This window comes from Caballeronia sp. LZ029 (assembly GCF_031451275.1).
In the GTDB taxonomy this organism is placed as follows: domain Bacteria; phylum Pseudomonadota; class Gammaproteobacteria; order Burkholderiales; family Burkholderiaceae; genus Caballeronia; species Caballeronia jiangsuensis.
This window is the reverse complement of the sequence record NZ_JARUXO010000001.1, coordinates 235,237-250,829: the sequence shown is the minus strand read 5'-3', so window position 1 is coordinate 250,829 and position 15,593 is coordinate 235,237. Positions and strand designations below refer to the sequence as shown.

The 15,593-nt window shown below is 63.2% G+C and carries 15 protein-coding genes; 4 read left to right on the top strand and 11 right to left on the bottom strand.

Going from position 1 to position 15,593, the window contains the following annotated elements; translation table 11 throughout:
* Window positions 1-21 precede the first annotated feature (21 nt).
* The 4 genes from QCE73_RS01220 to QCE73_RS01205 all read right to left on the bottom strand — a co-directional run bounded on the left by QCE73_RS01220 (window position 22) and on the right by QCE73_RS01205 (window position 2,269).
* Window positions 22-1,020, bottom strand: coding sequence for an NAD(P)H-dependent glycerol-3-phosphate dehydrogenase (locus QCE73_RS01220; protein ID WP_309879469.1), 999 nt, complete (start codon window positions 1,018-1,020; stop codon window positions 22-24).
* A gap of 28 nt (window positions 1,021-1,048) precedes the next feature.
* Window positions 1,049-1,519 (bottom strand): protein-export chaperone SecB, encoded by a 471-nt coding sequence (secB, locus tag QCE73_RS01215; RefSeq protein ID WP_035497535.1) that lies wholly within the window; start codon window positions 1,517-1,519, stop codon window positions 1,049-1,051.
* A gap of 67 nt (window positions 1,520-1,586) precedes the next feature.
* Window positions 1,587-1,847: a glutaredoxin 3 gene (gene grxC, locus QCE73_RS01210; RefSeq protein WP_008351780.1), complete on the bottom strand. Its 261-nt coding sequence runs from the start codon at window positions 1,845-1,847 to the stop codon at window positions 1,587-1,589.
* Window positions 1,844-2,269, bottom strand: a complete 426-nt coding sequence (locus tag QCE73_RS01205; protein ID WP_035497534.1) for a rhodanese-like domain-containing protein — start codon at window positions 2,267-2,269, stop codon at window positions 1,844-1,846. Before QCE73_RS01205 ends, grxC begins: the two co-directional genes overlap by 4 nt.
* 182 nt (window positions 2,270-2,451) lie before the next feature.
* On the opposite strand from QCE73_RS01205, the gene gpmA reads away from it, so the two are divergent.
* The 4 genes from gpmA to QCE73_RS01185 all read left to right on the top strand — a co-directional run bounded on the left by gpmA (window position 2,452) and on the right by QCE73_RS01185 (window position 7,212).
* Window positions 2,452-3,198 (top strand): 2,3-diphosphoglycerate-dependent phosphoglycerate mutase, encoded by a 747-nt coding sequence (gpmA, locus tag QCE73_RS01200; RefSeq protein WP_035497532.1) that lies wholly within the window; start codon window positions 2,452-2,454, stop codon window positions 3,196-3,198.
* A gap of 265 nt (window positions 3,199-3,463) precedes the next feature.
* Entirely contained in the window at window positions 3,464-5,047 is a 1,584-nt protein-coding gene (locus QCE73_RS01195) for a S41 family peptidase (protein WP_035497529.1), read from the top strand.
* 103 nt (window positions 5,048-5,150) lie between these two features.
* Window positions 5,151-5,921 carry a molybdopterin-synthase adenylyltransferase MoeB gene (locus QCE73_RS01190; RefSeq protein ID WP_309879468.1) on the top strand — a complete coding sequence of 257 codons (771 nt, stop codon included), beginning with the start codon at window positions 5,151-5,153 and terminating at the stop codon, window positions 5,919-5,921.
* Window positions 5,922-5,994: 73 nt separating this feature from the next.
* The gene (locus QCE73_RS01185; protein ID WP_309879467.1) at window positions 5,995-7,212 is read left to right on the top strand and encodes an autotransporter strand-loop-strand O-heptosyltransferase; all 1,218 of its coding nucleotides are present in this window, start codon (window positions 5,995-5,997) and stop codon (window positions 7,210-7,212) included.
* A 629-nt stretch (window positions 7,213-7,841) separates the two neighbouring features.
* Here the strand turns inward: QCE73_RS01185 and ptsP are convergent.
* From ptsP to QCE73_RS01150, 7 genes are all read right to left on the bottom strand, one after another.
* Entirely contained in the window at window positions 7,842-9,602 is a 1,761-nt protein-coding gene (gene ptsP / locus QCE73_RS01180; protein WP_309879466.1) for a phosphoenolpyruvate--protein phosphotransferase, read from the bottom strand.
* A gap of 221 nt (window positions 9,603-9,823) precedes the next feature.
* Window positions 9,824-10,093: an HPr family phosphocarrier protein gene (locus tag QCE73_RS01175; protein ID WP_008351787.1), complete on the bottom strand. Its 270-nt coding sequence runs from the start codon at window positions 10,091-10,093 to the stop codon at window positions 9,824-9,826.
* Window positions 10,094-10,129: 36 nt separating this feature from the next.
* Complete coding sequence (locus tag QCE73_RS01170; RefSeq protein WP_035497527.1) at window positions 10,130-10,618, bottom strand: PTS sugar transporter subunit IIA; 489 nt, start codon at window positions 10,616-10,618, stop codon at window positions 10,130-10,132.
* A 282-nt stretch (window positions 10,619-10,900) separates the two neighbouring features.
* Window positions 10,901-11,857, bottom strand: coding sequence for a glutathione synthase (gshB, locus tag QCE73_RS01165; RefSeq protein WP_238209625.1), 957 nt, complete (start codon window positions 11,855-11,857; stop codon window positions 10,901-10,903).
* 63 nt (window positions 11,858-11,920) lie between these two features.
* The gene (gene gshA, locus QCE73_RS01160; protein ID WP_035497523.1) at window positions 11,921-13,210 is read right to left on the bottom strand and encodes a glutamate--cysteine ligase; all 1,290 of its coding nucleotides are present in this window, start codon (window positions 13,208-13,210) and stop codon (window positions 11,921-11,923) included.
* Window positions 13,211-13,446: 236 nt separating this feature from the next.
* Window positions 13,447-14,922, bottom strand: coding sequence for an ammonium transporter (locus QCE73_RS01155; protein WP_309879464.1), 1,476 nt, complete (start codon window positions 14,920-14,922; stop codon window positions 13,447-13,449).
* Between the two features lie 31 nt (window positions 14,923-14,953).
* Window positions 14,954-15,292, bottom strand: coding sequence for a P-II family nitrogen regulator (locus QCE73_RS01150; RefSeq protein WP_014190273.1), 339 nt, complete (start codon window positions 15,290-15,292; stop codon window positions 14,954-14,956).
* Window positions 15,293-15,593 lie beyond the last annotated feature (301 nt).

The following is a 15,593-nucleotide window of genomic DNA, read 5'->3' as shown; positions in this document are numbered from 1 at the left end:
TCCGCGCGGATGAACGCGGCGCTACTCGGCCTTCGCGTCCCGGCTGAGCAACGCCTGCACCGCATCGCGCGGCGCCACGTTATCGAAGAGCACGCGGCATACCGCCTGCGTGATCGGCATGTCGATGCCACGCGATTGCGCGAGCCCAAGCACGGCGCGCGCGCATCGCACGCCTTCCGCGACGTGGCCGAGCGCCGCGAGGATCTCATCGAGCGTGCGTCCGCTCGCGAGTTGCTTGCCGACCGTCCGATTGCGCGACAGATCGCCCGTGGCGGTGAGAATGAGATCGCCCAGCCCGGTGAGACCGTTGAACGTCTCCGCGCGGCCGCCGAGCGCGACGCCCAGACGCGACATCTCCGCGAGCCCGCGCGTGATGAGCGCCGCGCGCGCATTCAGGCCGAGGCCGAGGCCATCCGAAATGCCTGTCGCGATAGCCAGCACGTTCTTCACCGCGCCGCCCACTTCGACGCCGATCACGTCGTCGCCGGTATAGATGCGCATCGCGCCGTGATGGAACGCCGCGACCGTGCGCGCGCCCAGTTGCTCCGATGCGCTCGCGACCGTCAGCGCGACCGGCAGACCCTGCCCCACTTCGCGCGCGAAGCTCGGGCCGGACAGCGTGCCGTTGCTGCGATGCCCGGGCAGTTCGGCTGCGACGACTTCATTGGGCAGACACTGCGTCTCCGCCTCGAAACCTTTGCACAGCCAGACGATATGCGCCGGCACGACGCCCGCCTGCCGCATCGCGCGGCACAGCGCGCGCAAGCCGGCGACGGGCGTCGCGACGACACACAGCGCGTCGTCCGCCGACGCATGCGCGAGCGCCGCGTTGAAGTCCGCCTCGAAATCGAGCGCGTGCGGCAACGCCACGCCTTCGAGATAGCGCGTGTTTTCGTGCGTGCGGGAGAGTGATTCGATGAGCGCGGCGTCGCGCGCCCAGAGCTTCGTGTCGTGCCGGGTTGCGAGGTGGCCCGCAAGAGCGGTGCCCCACGCGCCGGCGCCGAGAACGGCTACTTTCATGCTCGGCTCCGGTTCGGCAGAGTTGACGTCAATGCGTCGCGCCGTTCGCCGCGCCTTCCTGCGCGCTCGCGAGCTGGGCGATACGTTGCTCGTACAAGGCCTGGAAGTTGATTTCCGCGAGGTGGATCGGCGGGAAACCGGCGCGCGTGATCGCATCGGCGATGTTCGAGCGCAGGTACGGGAACAGGATGGTCGGGCATGCGATGCCGACGAGCGGATCGATCTGATCGGCCGGAATGTTGCGGATATCGAAGATGCCTGCCTGCTTCGCCTCGATCAGGAACGCGACCTTGCCCGCGACCTTCGCCGTCACGGTGCCCGTGACCAGCACTTCGAAGACGCTTTCGGCGAGGCGGTCGGCCTTGACGTCGACTTCGACTTCGACCGACGGCATTTCCTGCTCGAGGAAAATGGCCGGCGAATTCGGCTGCTCGAGCGACATGTCCTTCAGATAGATGCGCTGGATGTTGAAAAACGGCTGATTGTTCTCGTCGGACATAGTGATTTCCTAGGTAAATCGGTATGCGGCGCGCGTTTTCACGTAGAAGCGCGCCGCGAGTGTGTCTTCACGCGGATTCGAGCAGCGGCACGAGACCGCCTTTGCGGTCGAGCGCGGACAGATCGTCGTAGCCGCCGACATGCGTTTCGCCGATATAAACCTGCGGCACGGTGCGCCGGCCCGTGCGCGTCATCATTTCCTCGCGCCGGCCCGGTTCACGGTCGATCAGGATCTTCTCGATTGTTTCGACCCCGCGGGACTTTAAAAGACGTTCGGCCATCTGGCAATACGGGCACACGACCGTGCTGTACATCACCACTTTCTTCACTTGACTGCTCCTTGTTTCACCACCGGCATGCCGGCCTTTTGCCAGGCGTCGACTCCGCCTTGCAAAACGTGGACCTCGGCGTAACCTGCCTCAGACACGGCGCGGCTCGCGCGCTGCGATTCCTGACCGGTTTGGCAAACGAGCACGACCGGATTGCTCTTATTCTTCGCGATCTGGCCGATTTTTGCTTGAAGCTCCGTCAATTCGACGTTACGCGCCTGCGGCAGATGTCCCTTCGCGAATTCGGCCGCGGGCCGCAGATCGACGATCACGGCGTTGCGCCGGTTGATGAGCGTGGTGGCTTCAGCGGGGGAAATGCCGCCGCGCCCGCGCCGCATGATGGCGGGCCAGAGGAGCAGCGCGCCTGAAACGAGCGCGACGACGATGAGTGCGATATTCGTGTAATTGGTGAAAAACTTCACGTCAGGGCCGCCGAAATTTAGTAGGAAAGGAAGAAAGGGAAATAGGCGCAATCGGAGCATTATAAAATAACCGTTTCCCGCGATGGCCTCCGCCGTCCGGCCGATGGCGACACCCCGTCCGCACGCGCAGAATGGCGGGGTGCGATCGGCGCACCCGCTTTTTCAACTGACCGACCGAAATCATGTACAAGCTAGTGCTCATCCGCCACGGCGAATCGACGTGGAACAAGGAAAACCGCTTCACCGGCTGGGTCGACGTCGACCTGACCGAACAGGGCAACCGGGAAGCGCGCCAGGCCGGCGTGCTGTTGAAGGAAGCTGGCTACACGTTCGATATCGCCTACACGTCGGTGCTCAAGCGCGCGATCCGCACGCTGTGGCACGTGCAGGACGAGATGGACCAGATGTATATCCCGGTCGTGCATTCGTGGCGTCTGAACGAGCGGCACTACGGCGCGCTCGCGGGCCTCAACAAGGCCGAAACGGCGAAGAAGTACGGCGACGATCAGGTGCTCGTATGGCGCCGCAGCTACGACACGCCGCCGCCCGCGCTCGAACCGGGCGACGAGCGCGCGTCGTTCAACGATCCGCGCTACGCCAAGGTACCGCGCGAGCAGCTTCCGCTCACCGAGTGCCTGAAAGACACCGTCGCGCGCGTGCTGCCGGTCTGGAACGAGTCGATCGCGCCGGCCATCAAGTCGGGCAAGCAGGTCGTGATCTCGGCGCACGGCAACTCGATCCGTGCGCTGGTCAAGTATCTGGACAATATCTCCGATGACGACATCGTCGGGCTGAACATCCCGAACGGCGTGCCGCTCGTCTATGAACTCGACGAAAACCTGAAGCCCATCAAGCATTACTATCTGGGCGATCCGGAAGCCATCGCGGCCGCGCAGGCCGCTGTCGCCAAGCAGGGCAAGGCAGGCTGACGTCGTATCGCGGGCCGCAGTGTCCTGATCCCGCGATGCAATCCGCGCGTCGAGCGTGCTGTAAAAAGCGCCCTCGACGCATATGACGCGCGGCTGACGGCCTGCCGGCGGCATCGACATATTCGCGTTGAAACGTGCGCAACCCTACGCTGCGAGGCGTCGAAGCCTCGGGCATTTAAGTTGCGTTTAAGTCGTTAATTGAGACGACCGGGTATACTGGCCCGTCACCTACGATGCTGCTCATTCGAGTCCGACCGCACTCTCTATGCGAATGAACCTGAAAAATTTCGGCCTGATCGCCGCAGGCATTGCTGCCGGCGCACTCGCGACGCTGCAGATTTCCGCATCCGCACAGCAATCCGCCTCCTCGCCGCTGCCGCTCGAACAATTGCGGCTTTTCGCCGAAGTTTTCGGGCAAATCAAACACGAATACGTCGAACCGGTCGACGATAAAAAGCTCCTCACCGCCGCCATCAAGGGCATGGTGTCGAGCCTCGACCCGCACTCGTCCTATCTCGACAAGACCGATTACGAAGAACTGCAGGAGCAGACCAAGGGTCGCTTCGCGGGCCTCGGCATCGAGATTTCTTCGGAAGACGGGCTCATCAAGGTGATCTCGCCGATCGAGGACACGCCCGCGTTCCGCGCCGGCATTCGTCCGGGCGACCTCATCACGCGCATCAACGACAAGCCGGTGCGCGGCATGACGCTGGATAAAGCCGTGAAGCAGATGCGCGGCGAACCGGGCACGAAGGTCACGCTCACGATCTTCCGCAAGAGCGACGACCGCACCTTCCCGCTCACCGTGACGCGCGCCGTGATCCGCGTGCAGTCGGTGAAGATGAAAGTGCCGGAGCCGGGCTACGGCTATATCCGCATCACGAGCTTCCAGGAGCGCACGGTGCCTGATCTCGCCGCGAAGCTGCAGGATCTCGCGCGTCAGCAGCCGAATCTGAAGGGCCTCGTGCTCGATCTGCGCAACAACGGCGGTGGACTGCTGCAAAGCGCGGTCGGTGTTGCGGGCGCGTTCCTGCCGGACAACGCGGTGGTCGTGTCGACCAATGGACAAATCGCGGACGCGAAGCAGACTTTCCGCGACACCTACGACAACTACCGTCTGCCCTCCTTCGATTCCGATCCGCTGAAGAGCGTGCCGGAAATCTTCAAGAAGGTGCCGATGGTCGTGCTGACCAACGCCTACTCGGCGTCGGCTTCGGAGATCGTCGCGGGCGCGCTGCAGGATCATCACCGCGCGCTGATCGTGGGCAAGACGACCTTCGGCAAGGGTTCCGTGCAAACGGTTCGCCCGATGACCGCCGACTCCGCGCTGCGCCTGACGACTGCCTACTACTACACGCCGAGCGGCAAGTCGATTCAGAACCAGGGCGTGCGCCCGGACGTTCCGGTCGACCAATACGCGGACGGCGATCCGGATGACGCGCTCGTCACGCGCGAAGTCGATTACTCGAACCACCTCGCCAACACGCAGGATCCGAACGAGAAGAAGGAGCAGGAACAGCGCGAGGCGGATCGCCTGGAGCAACTGCGCATTCTCGAAGAGCAGAACGACAAGAAGACGCCCGAGCAGCGCCGCAAGGATCGCGAGCGCAAGCCGGTCGAGTTCGGCAGTTCGGACGACTTCATGCTCCAGCAGGGGCTGAACAAGCTCGAAGGCAAGCAGGTCGTGGAGTCGAAGTCGTACAGCGAACGCAAGCTCGCGCAGAACAAGCCGCCGCGTTCGGCTTCCGCGCCTGTCGTGGCACCTCCGGCGCTGCCGGCCACGCCGGGCTCCGCGCCGGCGTCGGGCGCGCAACCGGCTTCGTCGCCGACCGCGCAGCAATCGAAGTAATTTTCCTGTAGTCCTGCAAAAGGCTTCGCAGCATGACGTTGCGAAGCCTTTTCTCTTTTGCGCGCTTAGAATGCTTCGTTCGAGCAAGCCGATTCTTCCCGCAATGAACGACGATCAACTCCTTCGCTACTCCCGCCATATCCTCGTCGATGAAATCGGTATCGAGGCGCAGGAGCGTTTTCTCGACGCGCACGCGATCATCATCGGCGCTGGCGGCCTGGGCGCGCCCGCGGCGATGTATCTCGCAGCTGCGGGTGTCGGAAAGATCACGCTGGTCGATGCCGATACCGTCGATCTCACGAATCTGCAGCGGCAGATCGTGCACATGACGCGATCGGTCGGAACGCTCAAGGTGGAATCGGCGCGCGAGACGCTGAACGCACTGAATCCCGGCGTCGAAGTCATCGCGGTCGCCGCGCGCGCGGATGCTGCATGGCTCGACGCCAACGTGCCTGGCGCTTCGGTCGTGCTCGATTGCAGCGACAACTTCGCGACGCGCCACGCGATCAACGCGGCCTGCGTCGCGCATCGCGTGCCGCTCGTGTCGGGCGCGGCGTTGCGTTTCGACGGGCAGATCAGCACCTTCGACTTCCGCTCGCCGGATTCGCCGTGCTACGCGTGCGTGTTTCCGCCGGATCAGCCGTTCGAGGAAGTCGCGTGCTCGACGATGGGCGTGTTCGCGCCGACGGTCGGCATTATCGGCGCGATGCAGGCGGCCGAGGCGCTGCGCGTGATCGGCGGCTTCGGCGAGACGCTCGCGGGACGCCTCATGATGCTCGACTCGCTGCGCATGGAATGGAACACGATGAAGATCGCGCGGCAGCCGGATTGCGCAGTCTGCGGAAACACGACGATGCGGGAAGCGGCGCGCTGATTAGGTCAAGTCCTAAGCCGCCTTTTGGACGATCCACTTAAGCTGTCCGATCCGTCACAGACCGGATCGTCACTTGAGCATCGTCACTTCAGCGCCAAGCACGCAGCGCGGACTCACGCACAGCGCGTTCGTCCGGCCATCGCCCCCTGAACTCGTCGGACCGGAAGGCATCCTTTACGATTTCAATTACGGTTGCCGGGTGCAGGTTCCGGTCGACGGCTGGCGAGTCCGCATGGTCGATCTGGACACCTTCAGCCAGGTTTTCGACGAGCCCGTCGAAGCGAATTCGATCATCACGAGCCGGCGCAAGTATTTTGTGCGCTTCGAACTCCAGGTGTTCGACGGCGAACGCCTCGTTTTTCACCACGCCTACGACGCACGCGGCCGCCGCGTCCTGATCCGTCCTTCCGGCACGGCGCTCGGCGACACGCTCGCGTGGATGCCGGCCGTGGAAGCCTTCCGGCTACAGGAGCAGTGCGAAGTTCACGTCGTGCTGCCCGCGCATCTGCAAGGGCTATTCGTTAGGGGCTACCCGGCGGTCCGGTTCGTGTCGTCTGAATCCGCCGATTCGCTCGACGAACCGTTCTACGCCACCTACCATCTCGGCTTTTTCTCTCCGTACACCGATCGCGATCACCAGCCGACCGACCCGCGGATGAGCAGCCTGCAGGACGCGGCCGCTTATATGCTCGGCGTGCCGTGCGAGGAGCGGCGGCCGAACATCGTCGTTGCGGAGTCGGCGCGGCGCGTGGCCGAGCGCTACGTCTGCATCGCGACGCAATCGACGGCACAGTGCAAGTACTGGAACAACCCGCGCGGCTGGCCGGTGCTGATCGCTCATCTGAAATCGCGGGAATATCGCGTGCTCTGCATCGATCAGCATCGCGAATACGGTGTCGATGGCGTCATCAACACGATGCCGGAAGGCTGCGAGGACTTCACGGGGAATCATCCGCTCGAGGAGCGCGCGAGTCTGCTCAAGCACGCGGATTTTTTCGTGGGACTGGGCAGTGGCCTGTCGTGGCTTGCGTGGGCGATGGCCACGCCGGTGGTGATGATCAGCGGCTTCAGTCATCCGCATACCGAATTCCGCACGCCGTATCGTGTGATCAACTTTCACGCGTGCAACAGTTGCTTCAACGATACGGCCTGTGATTACGATAACCGGGACTTTTTGTGGTGTCCGCGCCGTCGCGACACGCTCGCGCGCTTTCAATGCAGCACGGCGATATCTCCTGAGCAGGTCATCGCTCAGGTGGGACGGGTGATCGTTGATCACGGGTTGGTTTAGAGCGGGTTTGGCGCTTTCGCCGGATCCCGATTTCGTGGTGGTCTATTGGCGTTGCCCCTCCCCGGGGCGGGGGTCACTTTCTTTGCTGCTGCAAAGAAAGTAACCAAAGAAACAGCTATCCCCAGCCTAAGCACTTCACACCGGCCGCGGCACAGACGATTGGCCTAATGGCCCGGCTGTAGCGAGTGCTCCCACAAGCAGACAAGGGCTTGGACCGCGCACGGTCTGACATATCGCACCACTCAACAAACTGGTACAGCACCAAATAGCTCCGGCCCGCTACGCGGCCGACCGGTTAATCGGGTCCGCGAGCGCCTCTTCTCGATGGTTTCCCTTGCATACCCAACGGCAGCGCGTAGCGCTGTGCCGAAGCTGTTTCGTGCTGAACCAGCACGCCAAAACATTTGGTGTGGCAGACCGTGCGCGAGCCAAGCCCGAGTGGGCCTTCGAGGGCGACACTTAGGCGAGGGCCACGGCGGGCTGGCAAGCATGGCCAACGTGCGTGTGACCGCGGGCCTGAACGAGCTGCTTTCTTTGGTTACTTTCTTTGCAGCAGCAAAGAAAGTGACCCCCGCCCCGGGGAGGGGCAGTGCCAATAGACCGACACGCCAACGGGATCCGGCGAGACCCTAAATCTTCTGCAACGCGGTGAGTGCCGCCTGCAACTCAGCAGGCTCATAAGCCGCCATCACATCCGCGACGGGCTTTTCGAAAGCCTTCAGATTCGAGCGCAAGATTTCCTGCTTCACGACAAGCAACTGGCTCGGATGCATCGAGAACTCGGTCAGCCCAAGCCCGAGCAGCAAGCGCGTGACAGCGGGATCACCCGCCATTTCCCCGCACACCGACACCGGCACGCCCGCTCGCTTCGCCTCGCGCAACGTGAACGCGATCAGATTCAGCACCGCCGGATGCAGCGGATCGTAGAGATGCGCGACCGAATTGTCGGCGCGATCGATCGCGAGCGTGTACTGGATCAGGTCGTTCGTGCCAATCGACAGGAAATCGAGCCGGCTCAGAAACAGCCTCACCGCGATAGCCGCAGCGGGAATCTCGATCATCGCGCCGACCTGTACCTGGCGGTCATACGCCACGCCTTCCTCATCGAGCTGACGCTTCGCCTCGCGGATCAGATCGAGCGTCTGGTCGATTTCCTGCGCATGCGCAAGCATCGGAATCAGGATCTTGGTCGGACCGAACGCCGACGCGCGCAGGATCGCCCGCAACTGCGTGATGAACATCTGCGGCTCCGACAAGCTCCAGCGGATCGCGCGCAGGCCGAGCGCGGGATTGGGCGCGGTCTCGTAACCGTCGCCGCCGCTCATCGAATCCAGCGGCTTGTCCGCGCCGACGTCGATCGTGCGGATCGTCACCGGCTTGCCGTTCATCAGCTCGACCGCGCGCTTGTAGGCCTCGAACTGCTCCTCTTCCTCCGGCAACTGATCCTTATGATTCATGAAGAGGAATTCGGTGCGGAACAGGCCCACGCCCATCGCGCCCGCTTCGACCGCAACCTGCGCATCTTCCGGCAGTTCGATGTTCGCGCACAGCTCGATCTTCGTGCCGCAAAGCGTTTGCGTCGGCGAGAACTTCAGGCGCTGCAGCTTGCGCTGCTCCAGCACCTTCTCACTTTGCCGGTACGAATATTCTTCGAGGACGATCGGCGCAGGATCGACGATGACAATGCCATGATCGCCGTCGACGATGATGAGATCGTTCTGGCGAATCAGCGCGCTCGCCTGCTGCACGCCGACCGACGCCGGAATGCCAAGGCTGCGCGCGACGATCGCCGTGTGCGACGTGCGTCCGCCCAGATCGGTGACGAAACCCTTGAACGCCTGCGTCTTGAACTGAAGCATGTCTGCCGGCGCGATATCGTGCGCGACGACGATCATCTCGTTATGGCCGTTGCTCGCGGCGGTATGCACGACGAGCGACGCGGCCGTCGGCGCGCCCGCGAGCGCCTTCAGCAGACGTTCGACGACCTGCTCGACGTCCGCCTTGCGCTCGCGCAGGTATTCGTCCTCGATTTCGTCGAAATAGCCGCCGAGGATTTCCAGTTGCTCGGTGAGCGCCCACTCGACGTTATAACGGCGCGTGCGGATTAGATCGATGGTTTCCTGCACGAGCATGGCGTCGTTCAGGATCATCGTGTGAACATTGATGAACGCGCTCATTTCACTGGGCGCGTCGGCGGAAAGATCTTCGCGTAGTGTTTCGAGTTCAGCGAGCACGCCCGCCTGCGCCGTGTAAAAACGCGCGATTTCAGCGTCGATCTGATCCGGTTCGATCAGATAATGGTCTACGTCGAGCGCTGCGGGCGCGATCAGGTACGCGCGCCCAATGGCGATGCCGCGCGAGACGGGAATTCCATGCAGCGTGAAGGACACGCGCACCTCCTCTAATTTTGATTGTCGCGGTCTGCCAAGGAGCCCCCTCGGCGGGCGCAAACCGCGCGTCCATTATAAGTTCGATTGACGTGGTAAGTCCCTGAACACACTGCGGCATCAGGGCCGCAACGGTTGCACGGAATTACGCGAACGCGTGATGCGGATACGAAAAAGCCGCGTCGATGCGCGGCTTTTCATTGATTCGATTCGACGACAAGCGCTTACTGGCCTTCCCCGAATTTGTCGGCGATCAGCGCGAGAATCGCCTGCATCGCTTCGGCTTCGTCGGCGCCTTCGGTTTCGATCGTCACCGTGCTGCCGATACCAGCCGCCAGCATCATCACGCCCATGATGCTCTTCGCGTTGATCCGGCGGCCGTTGCGGCTCATCCAGATTTCGCATTGAAAGTTGCCCGCCAGTTGTGTGAGCTTGGCCGAAGCGCGTGCGTGGAGCCCCAGCTTGTTCACGATTGTTGTTTCTTGTTGCAGCATGATGCTCCGAGCGCTAGATGGATGAATTGAGCGGCGTCAGTGGCTCGCGGCCTTCGCGCTGACGAGATCCGCGCTCGCCGAGCAGGCCGGATCGGGCGAGCCGGCTGCTTTCGTGGCAAGGGCGCAGGGATTGAGCGGCGTGGACGAATCCAGTTCCTGGATGCCCTTCGAGCCGCCCTGCAGGATTTTTTCGGTCAGCGTGTCGAGCGGCGTCGCGCGATAGCAGACGGCGCGCACCAGCATCGGCAGGTTGCAGCCGGCAAGCACGCGCACGTCGGTATCGTGCAGGCTCGCCGCGATGTTCGCGGGCGTCGCGCCAAACACGTCGGTCAGCACGATCGCGCCGTTGTCTTCCTTCAGACGATCGATTTCGGAGCGCGCGAACGCGCGGACTTCGACAGGATCGCAGTCCGGCGATACATCGATGACGCCGATGCGCGCCGGCAGGCCGCCGTAGATATGAGCCACGCACTCGCGTAGCGCGGTGGCGAAAGGTGCATGCGCGATGATCAGAATGCCAGCCATGTCAGGATATTGCCCCAGCGACAATTTATCGACAAAAGTCAGACGATAACGTCAGATTTCGCTCGAAAACGCGCGAGCGACGCGAAACACAACACGTACGTGGGCGCCGGTCAGGCATAAATCAACAGCGTCCCACTCGATTACCCATCCTGCGCCTCGATGCTTAACCACGCTTTAAGACGCGATGGCGCCCCAAACAGCGGGCGCCGGTCAATCAATTGTAACAGTGTCGCCGGGATGAGTTTGACGCGGTGTCCGCACGCGTTCCGTGCGTCGCCGGACTCAGTGGACCGCGCGCTCCAGCGCGTCGATGAACATGCCGGCGACGTCGAAGCCGGTCTGATCCATGATCTCTCGGAAGCACGTCGGGCTCGTGACGTTGACTTCGGTGAGGTAGTCGCCGATCGCGTCCAGCCCGGCCAGCAGCAAGCCGCGCGCTTGCAGCACCGGCCCGAGCGTTTCGGCGATTTCACGATCGCGCGCCGACAGCGGCTGCGCGCGGCCGAGTCCGCCCGCCGCGAGATTGCCGCGCACTTCGCTGCCCTGCGGAATGCGCGCGAGCGAGTAAGGCACGGGCTGGCCGCCGATCACGAGAATGCGCTTGTCGCCGTCCGTGATTTCGGGGATGAACCGCTGCGCCATCACCGTGCGCGCGCCGTCTTCCGACAACATCTCGACGATCGACCCGAGATTCATGCCATCCGCCTTCACACGGAACACGCCCATGCCGCCCATGCCGTCGAGCGGCTTGAGGATCACGTCGCCATGCTCGGCGTGAAATGCGCGCAGACGCGCCGCATCGCGCGTGACGAGCGTCGGCGTGACGAACTGCGGCCACTCCGCGATCGCGAGCTTCTCCGAGTGATCGCGGATCGCCTGCGGCTTGTTGAAAACGCGCGCGCCGTTGCGCTCGGCGATCTCCAGCAGCCAGGTAGCGTTGACGTATTCGAGGTCGAACGGCGGATCCTTGCGCATCAGCACGGCATCGAAATGCGTGAGCGGCAGATGCTCCGCCTGCTCGGCCGCGTACCACGGCCAGCGGTCGCTGTTCGCCTCGTCGCCGACGATCGCGATTCGCCGCACGCTCGCCTCGACCTTGACGCCCGTCCACGCGAGATGCTGCGGCTCGCACGCATAGAGCACGTGGCCGCGCCGCGCGGCTTCGGCCATCATCGCGTAGGTCGTGTCCTTGTAGATCTTGAAACGATCGAGCGGGTCGGCGATAAAGAGGATGTTCATGAGAATTCGCTAGTTCGGTGCGCGGCCTGCGAGCTTACCGCAAGCCGCCGCTTCTCACCTTGTTCACACCTGAATGGCTTCCGGATCGGTCTTCTCGAGTTCGAGCGATGCCGCCAGCAGCCCGAGCCGCGCGACCACGCCGTACATGTAGAAGCGATTCGGCGGCGCGGCGCCGGGTTTGGCGTGCGTGTCGGGCAGCGCCGTGTGCTCGAAGCCGAGCGGCACGAAGTGCATGCCCGGCGCGTTGAGGTTCTGATCGCGTTCGCGCGAGTCGTGCACGCGATAAAAGCCGCCGACCACGTACCGGTCGATCATGTACACCACCGGTTCGGCGACCGCGTTCTCCACACGCTCGAACGTATGCACGCCTTCCTGCACGATCACGTCGTGGACTTGCAGCCCTTCCTTCGCGTCGTTCATCTTCGTGCGCTCGCGCTTGGTCAGCGCGGCAACCTCGCTCGCGTCGTGGACGGTCATCACGCCCTTTCCGTACGTGCCGGCGTCCGCCTTGATCACGACATACGGACGCTCGCTGATACCGTACTCGCGATACTTCTTCGCGATCTTCTTGAGCACGCCGTCGATCGCTTCGGCAAGCGCTTCCTCGCCGGTGCGCGCTTCGTAATCGACGCCTTCCACGTGCGCGAAATACGGATTCACCATCCACGGATCGATCTCGACGAGCTTCGAAAACTTCTTGGCGACGTCGTCATAGCAGGAGAAGTGCGTCGATTTGCGGCGCACGGCCCAGCCTGCGTGCAGCGGCGGCAGCAGATATTGCTCGTGCAGATTCTCCAGCACATGCGGAATGCCGGCGGAGAGATCGTTGTTGAGCAGGATCGAGCAGGGATCGAAGTTCTTCAGGCCCAGACGCCGCGGCGTGCGCTCGAGCGGCTCCAGCACGATTTTCTGACCATCCGCGAGCGCGATGGTCACCGGACCGTGGATGTTCTCGTCGAGCGTCCCGAAGCGGATATTGAGTCCGGCCTGCCGCATGATCAGCGCGAGGCGCGCGACGTTCTCCAGATAGAACGCGTTGCGCGTATGGCGCTCGGGGATGACGAGCAGATTCTTCGCGTCGGGGCAGATTTTTTCGATGGACGCCATCGCCGCCTGCACCGCGAGCGGCAGCACTTCCTGCGGCAGATTATTAAATCCGCCGGGAAAGAGATTGGTGTCGACGGGCGCGAGCTTGAACCCCGCGTTGCGCAGATCGACCGAGCAGTAAAACGGCGGCGTGTGCTCTTGCCATTCGAGCCGGAACCACCGCTCGATAGCAGGCATGGCCTCGAGAATTTTCCGCTCGAGGTCGAGCAGCGGGCCACTTAACGCCGTAACTAGGTGCGGAACCATTGATTACTCGCGGACGGAAGACGAAAGATTGTAGAGCAATTGCTTTGCCTAATTGGGTATGAACCGCCAATTGACAAGGTTTCCCGGCAATTGCCGCCCGCGCGTGCCTTGACGAAAACCCGACGAAAAACGGTCGGGCAAAAAAATGCCCGCCATGAAGGCGGGCGAAGTCGCTGCGCTCGTTCTTTGCGTCGAAACGGACGTCCTCCCGCGACGTCCGCCTGGCGACGAATGCCTTACTCGACGTGCTCGCCGTGCAGCGTGACGTCGAGACCTTCGCGTTCCTGTTCTTCCGTGACGCGCAGGCCCATGGTCATGTCGATGATCTTCAGCAACACGAAGCTGACGACGCCGCTGTAGACCAGCGTGACGAGCACGCCCTTCGCCTGCACCAGCACGCTGCCGTCGAAGCCGCCGATGTCCTTCACCGCGAACACGCCCGTCAGCAGCGCGCCGATGATCCCGCCCACGCCGTGCACGCCGAACGCGTCGAGCGAATCGTCGTAGTTGAACTTGTGCTTGAGCCACGTCGCCGACCAGAAGCAGACCACGCCCGCGACGATACCGATCACGATCGCGCCCGTCACGCCGACGAAGCCCGAAGCCGGCGTCACCGCCACGAGACCCGCGACCGCGCCCGAAATGATGCCGAGCACCGACGGCTTGCCCTTCGTGATCCACTCCGCGAACATCCAGCCGAAAGCGGCGAAGGCGGTGGCGATCTGCGTCGTGAGCATCGCGAAGCCGGCACGGCCGTCAGCCGCGACTGCCGAACCCGCGTTGAAGCCGAACCAGCCCACCCACAGCATCGATGCGCCGATCAGCGAGAGCACGAGGTTGTGCGGAGCCATCACTTCACGGCCGTAACCGACGCGCTTGCCGAGCACCAGACAGCACATCAGGCCCGCGATACCGGCGTTGATGTGAACCACCGTGCCGCCCGCGAAGTCGAGCACGCCAGCCGACGCGAGCCAGCCGGTCGGTTCCCAGACCATGTGCGCGACCGGCGAGTAGACGATCAGCGACCACAGCGCCATGAACACGAGCATCGCCGAGAACTTCATGCGGTCAGCGAATGCGCCGGTGATGAGCGCCGGGGTGATGATCGCGAACGTCAGCTGGAACGCGAAGTAGACCGACTCCGGAATGGTCGTGGCGAGGTGGCTCACGGTGAGCGTGGTCGCCTTGTCGCCCTTGATGTAGGCCATGCCGTGCAGGAACACGCGCGAGAAGCCGCCGAGGAACGAACCGCCCGGCGTGAACGCGATGCTGTACCCGACGACGGTCCAGAGAATCGTCACGAGACAGCAGATCGCGAAGCTCTGCATCGCCGTGGCGAGCACGTTCTTCTTGCGCACCATGCCCGCGTAGAAGAGCGCGAGACCCGGGACCGTCATGAACAGCACGAGGGCGACCGAGGTCAGCATCCAGGCGGTGTCGCCCGAGCTGATCTTGGTGGAATCGACCATGACCGGTTCGGTCGGCGCGGCGGGCGCGGCATCGGATGCGCCCGATGCTGCCGCCGCAGCCGATGCGGCATCGGCGGACGACGCCATCGCCGTGTTGGCGGAGGCCGGTGCACTTGCGGCGGTATCGGACGACGCGGGTGCCGAGGCAGCGGCCGGAGCGGACGCATCCTGGGCGAGAGCGGTGCCGACATTCGCGCCGACCAGCGCGCCCGCCACCAACAGTGACATCAAAAAGTTACGCATTCTTCTGGTTCCTCTTATCGCCAATTTCTTGTTAGAGCGCGTCGGCGCCGGTCTCGCCGGTGCGGATGCGAATGACCTGTTCAATCGCGGTGACGAAGATCTTTCCGTCACCGATCTTTCCCGTGCGCGCGGCGCGTTCGACGGCTTCGATCGCCTGATCGACGATGTCGTCCGAAACGGCCGCCTCGATCTTCACTTTCGGCAGGAAGTCGACGACGTATTCCGCGCCCCGATAGAGCTCGGTGTGCCCTTTCTGTCGGCCGAAGCCTTTCACCTCGGTCACCGTGATGCCCGAGACGCCGATGGCCGACAACGCTTCACGCGCTTCGTCCAGCTTGAACGGCTTGATGATTGCGGTAATGAGCTTCATGTGTCCCTCGCTGTGGTGTGCTGATCCTTCGATGCCTTCTAAAGCGGGATGCGCTGGGTGCTACCGCGACGTCTGCCCTGCCGGGCCGCTCAGAGAAGCGTGCAGAAAAGGTCCGCGCCAGTTATGCAACTCGTATGCCAAGCGAGTGTTCATGGGGGATTCCGGCGGTTTACGGAAACCTTCCGTTGCGGGGTATGCCGAACGGCCAACGTGCGCCGCGCGTGCTGGCGCCGGGGTGTGTTCGTTGCTAGAGTGGTCTCGAAGTCCCGCAAAAAGGGGCATGGGCGGACAACGCGAGTGA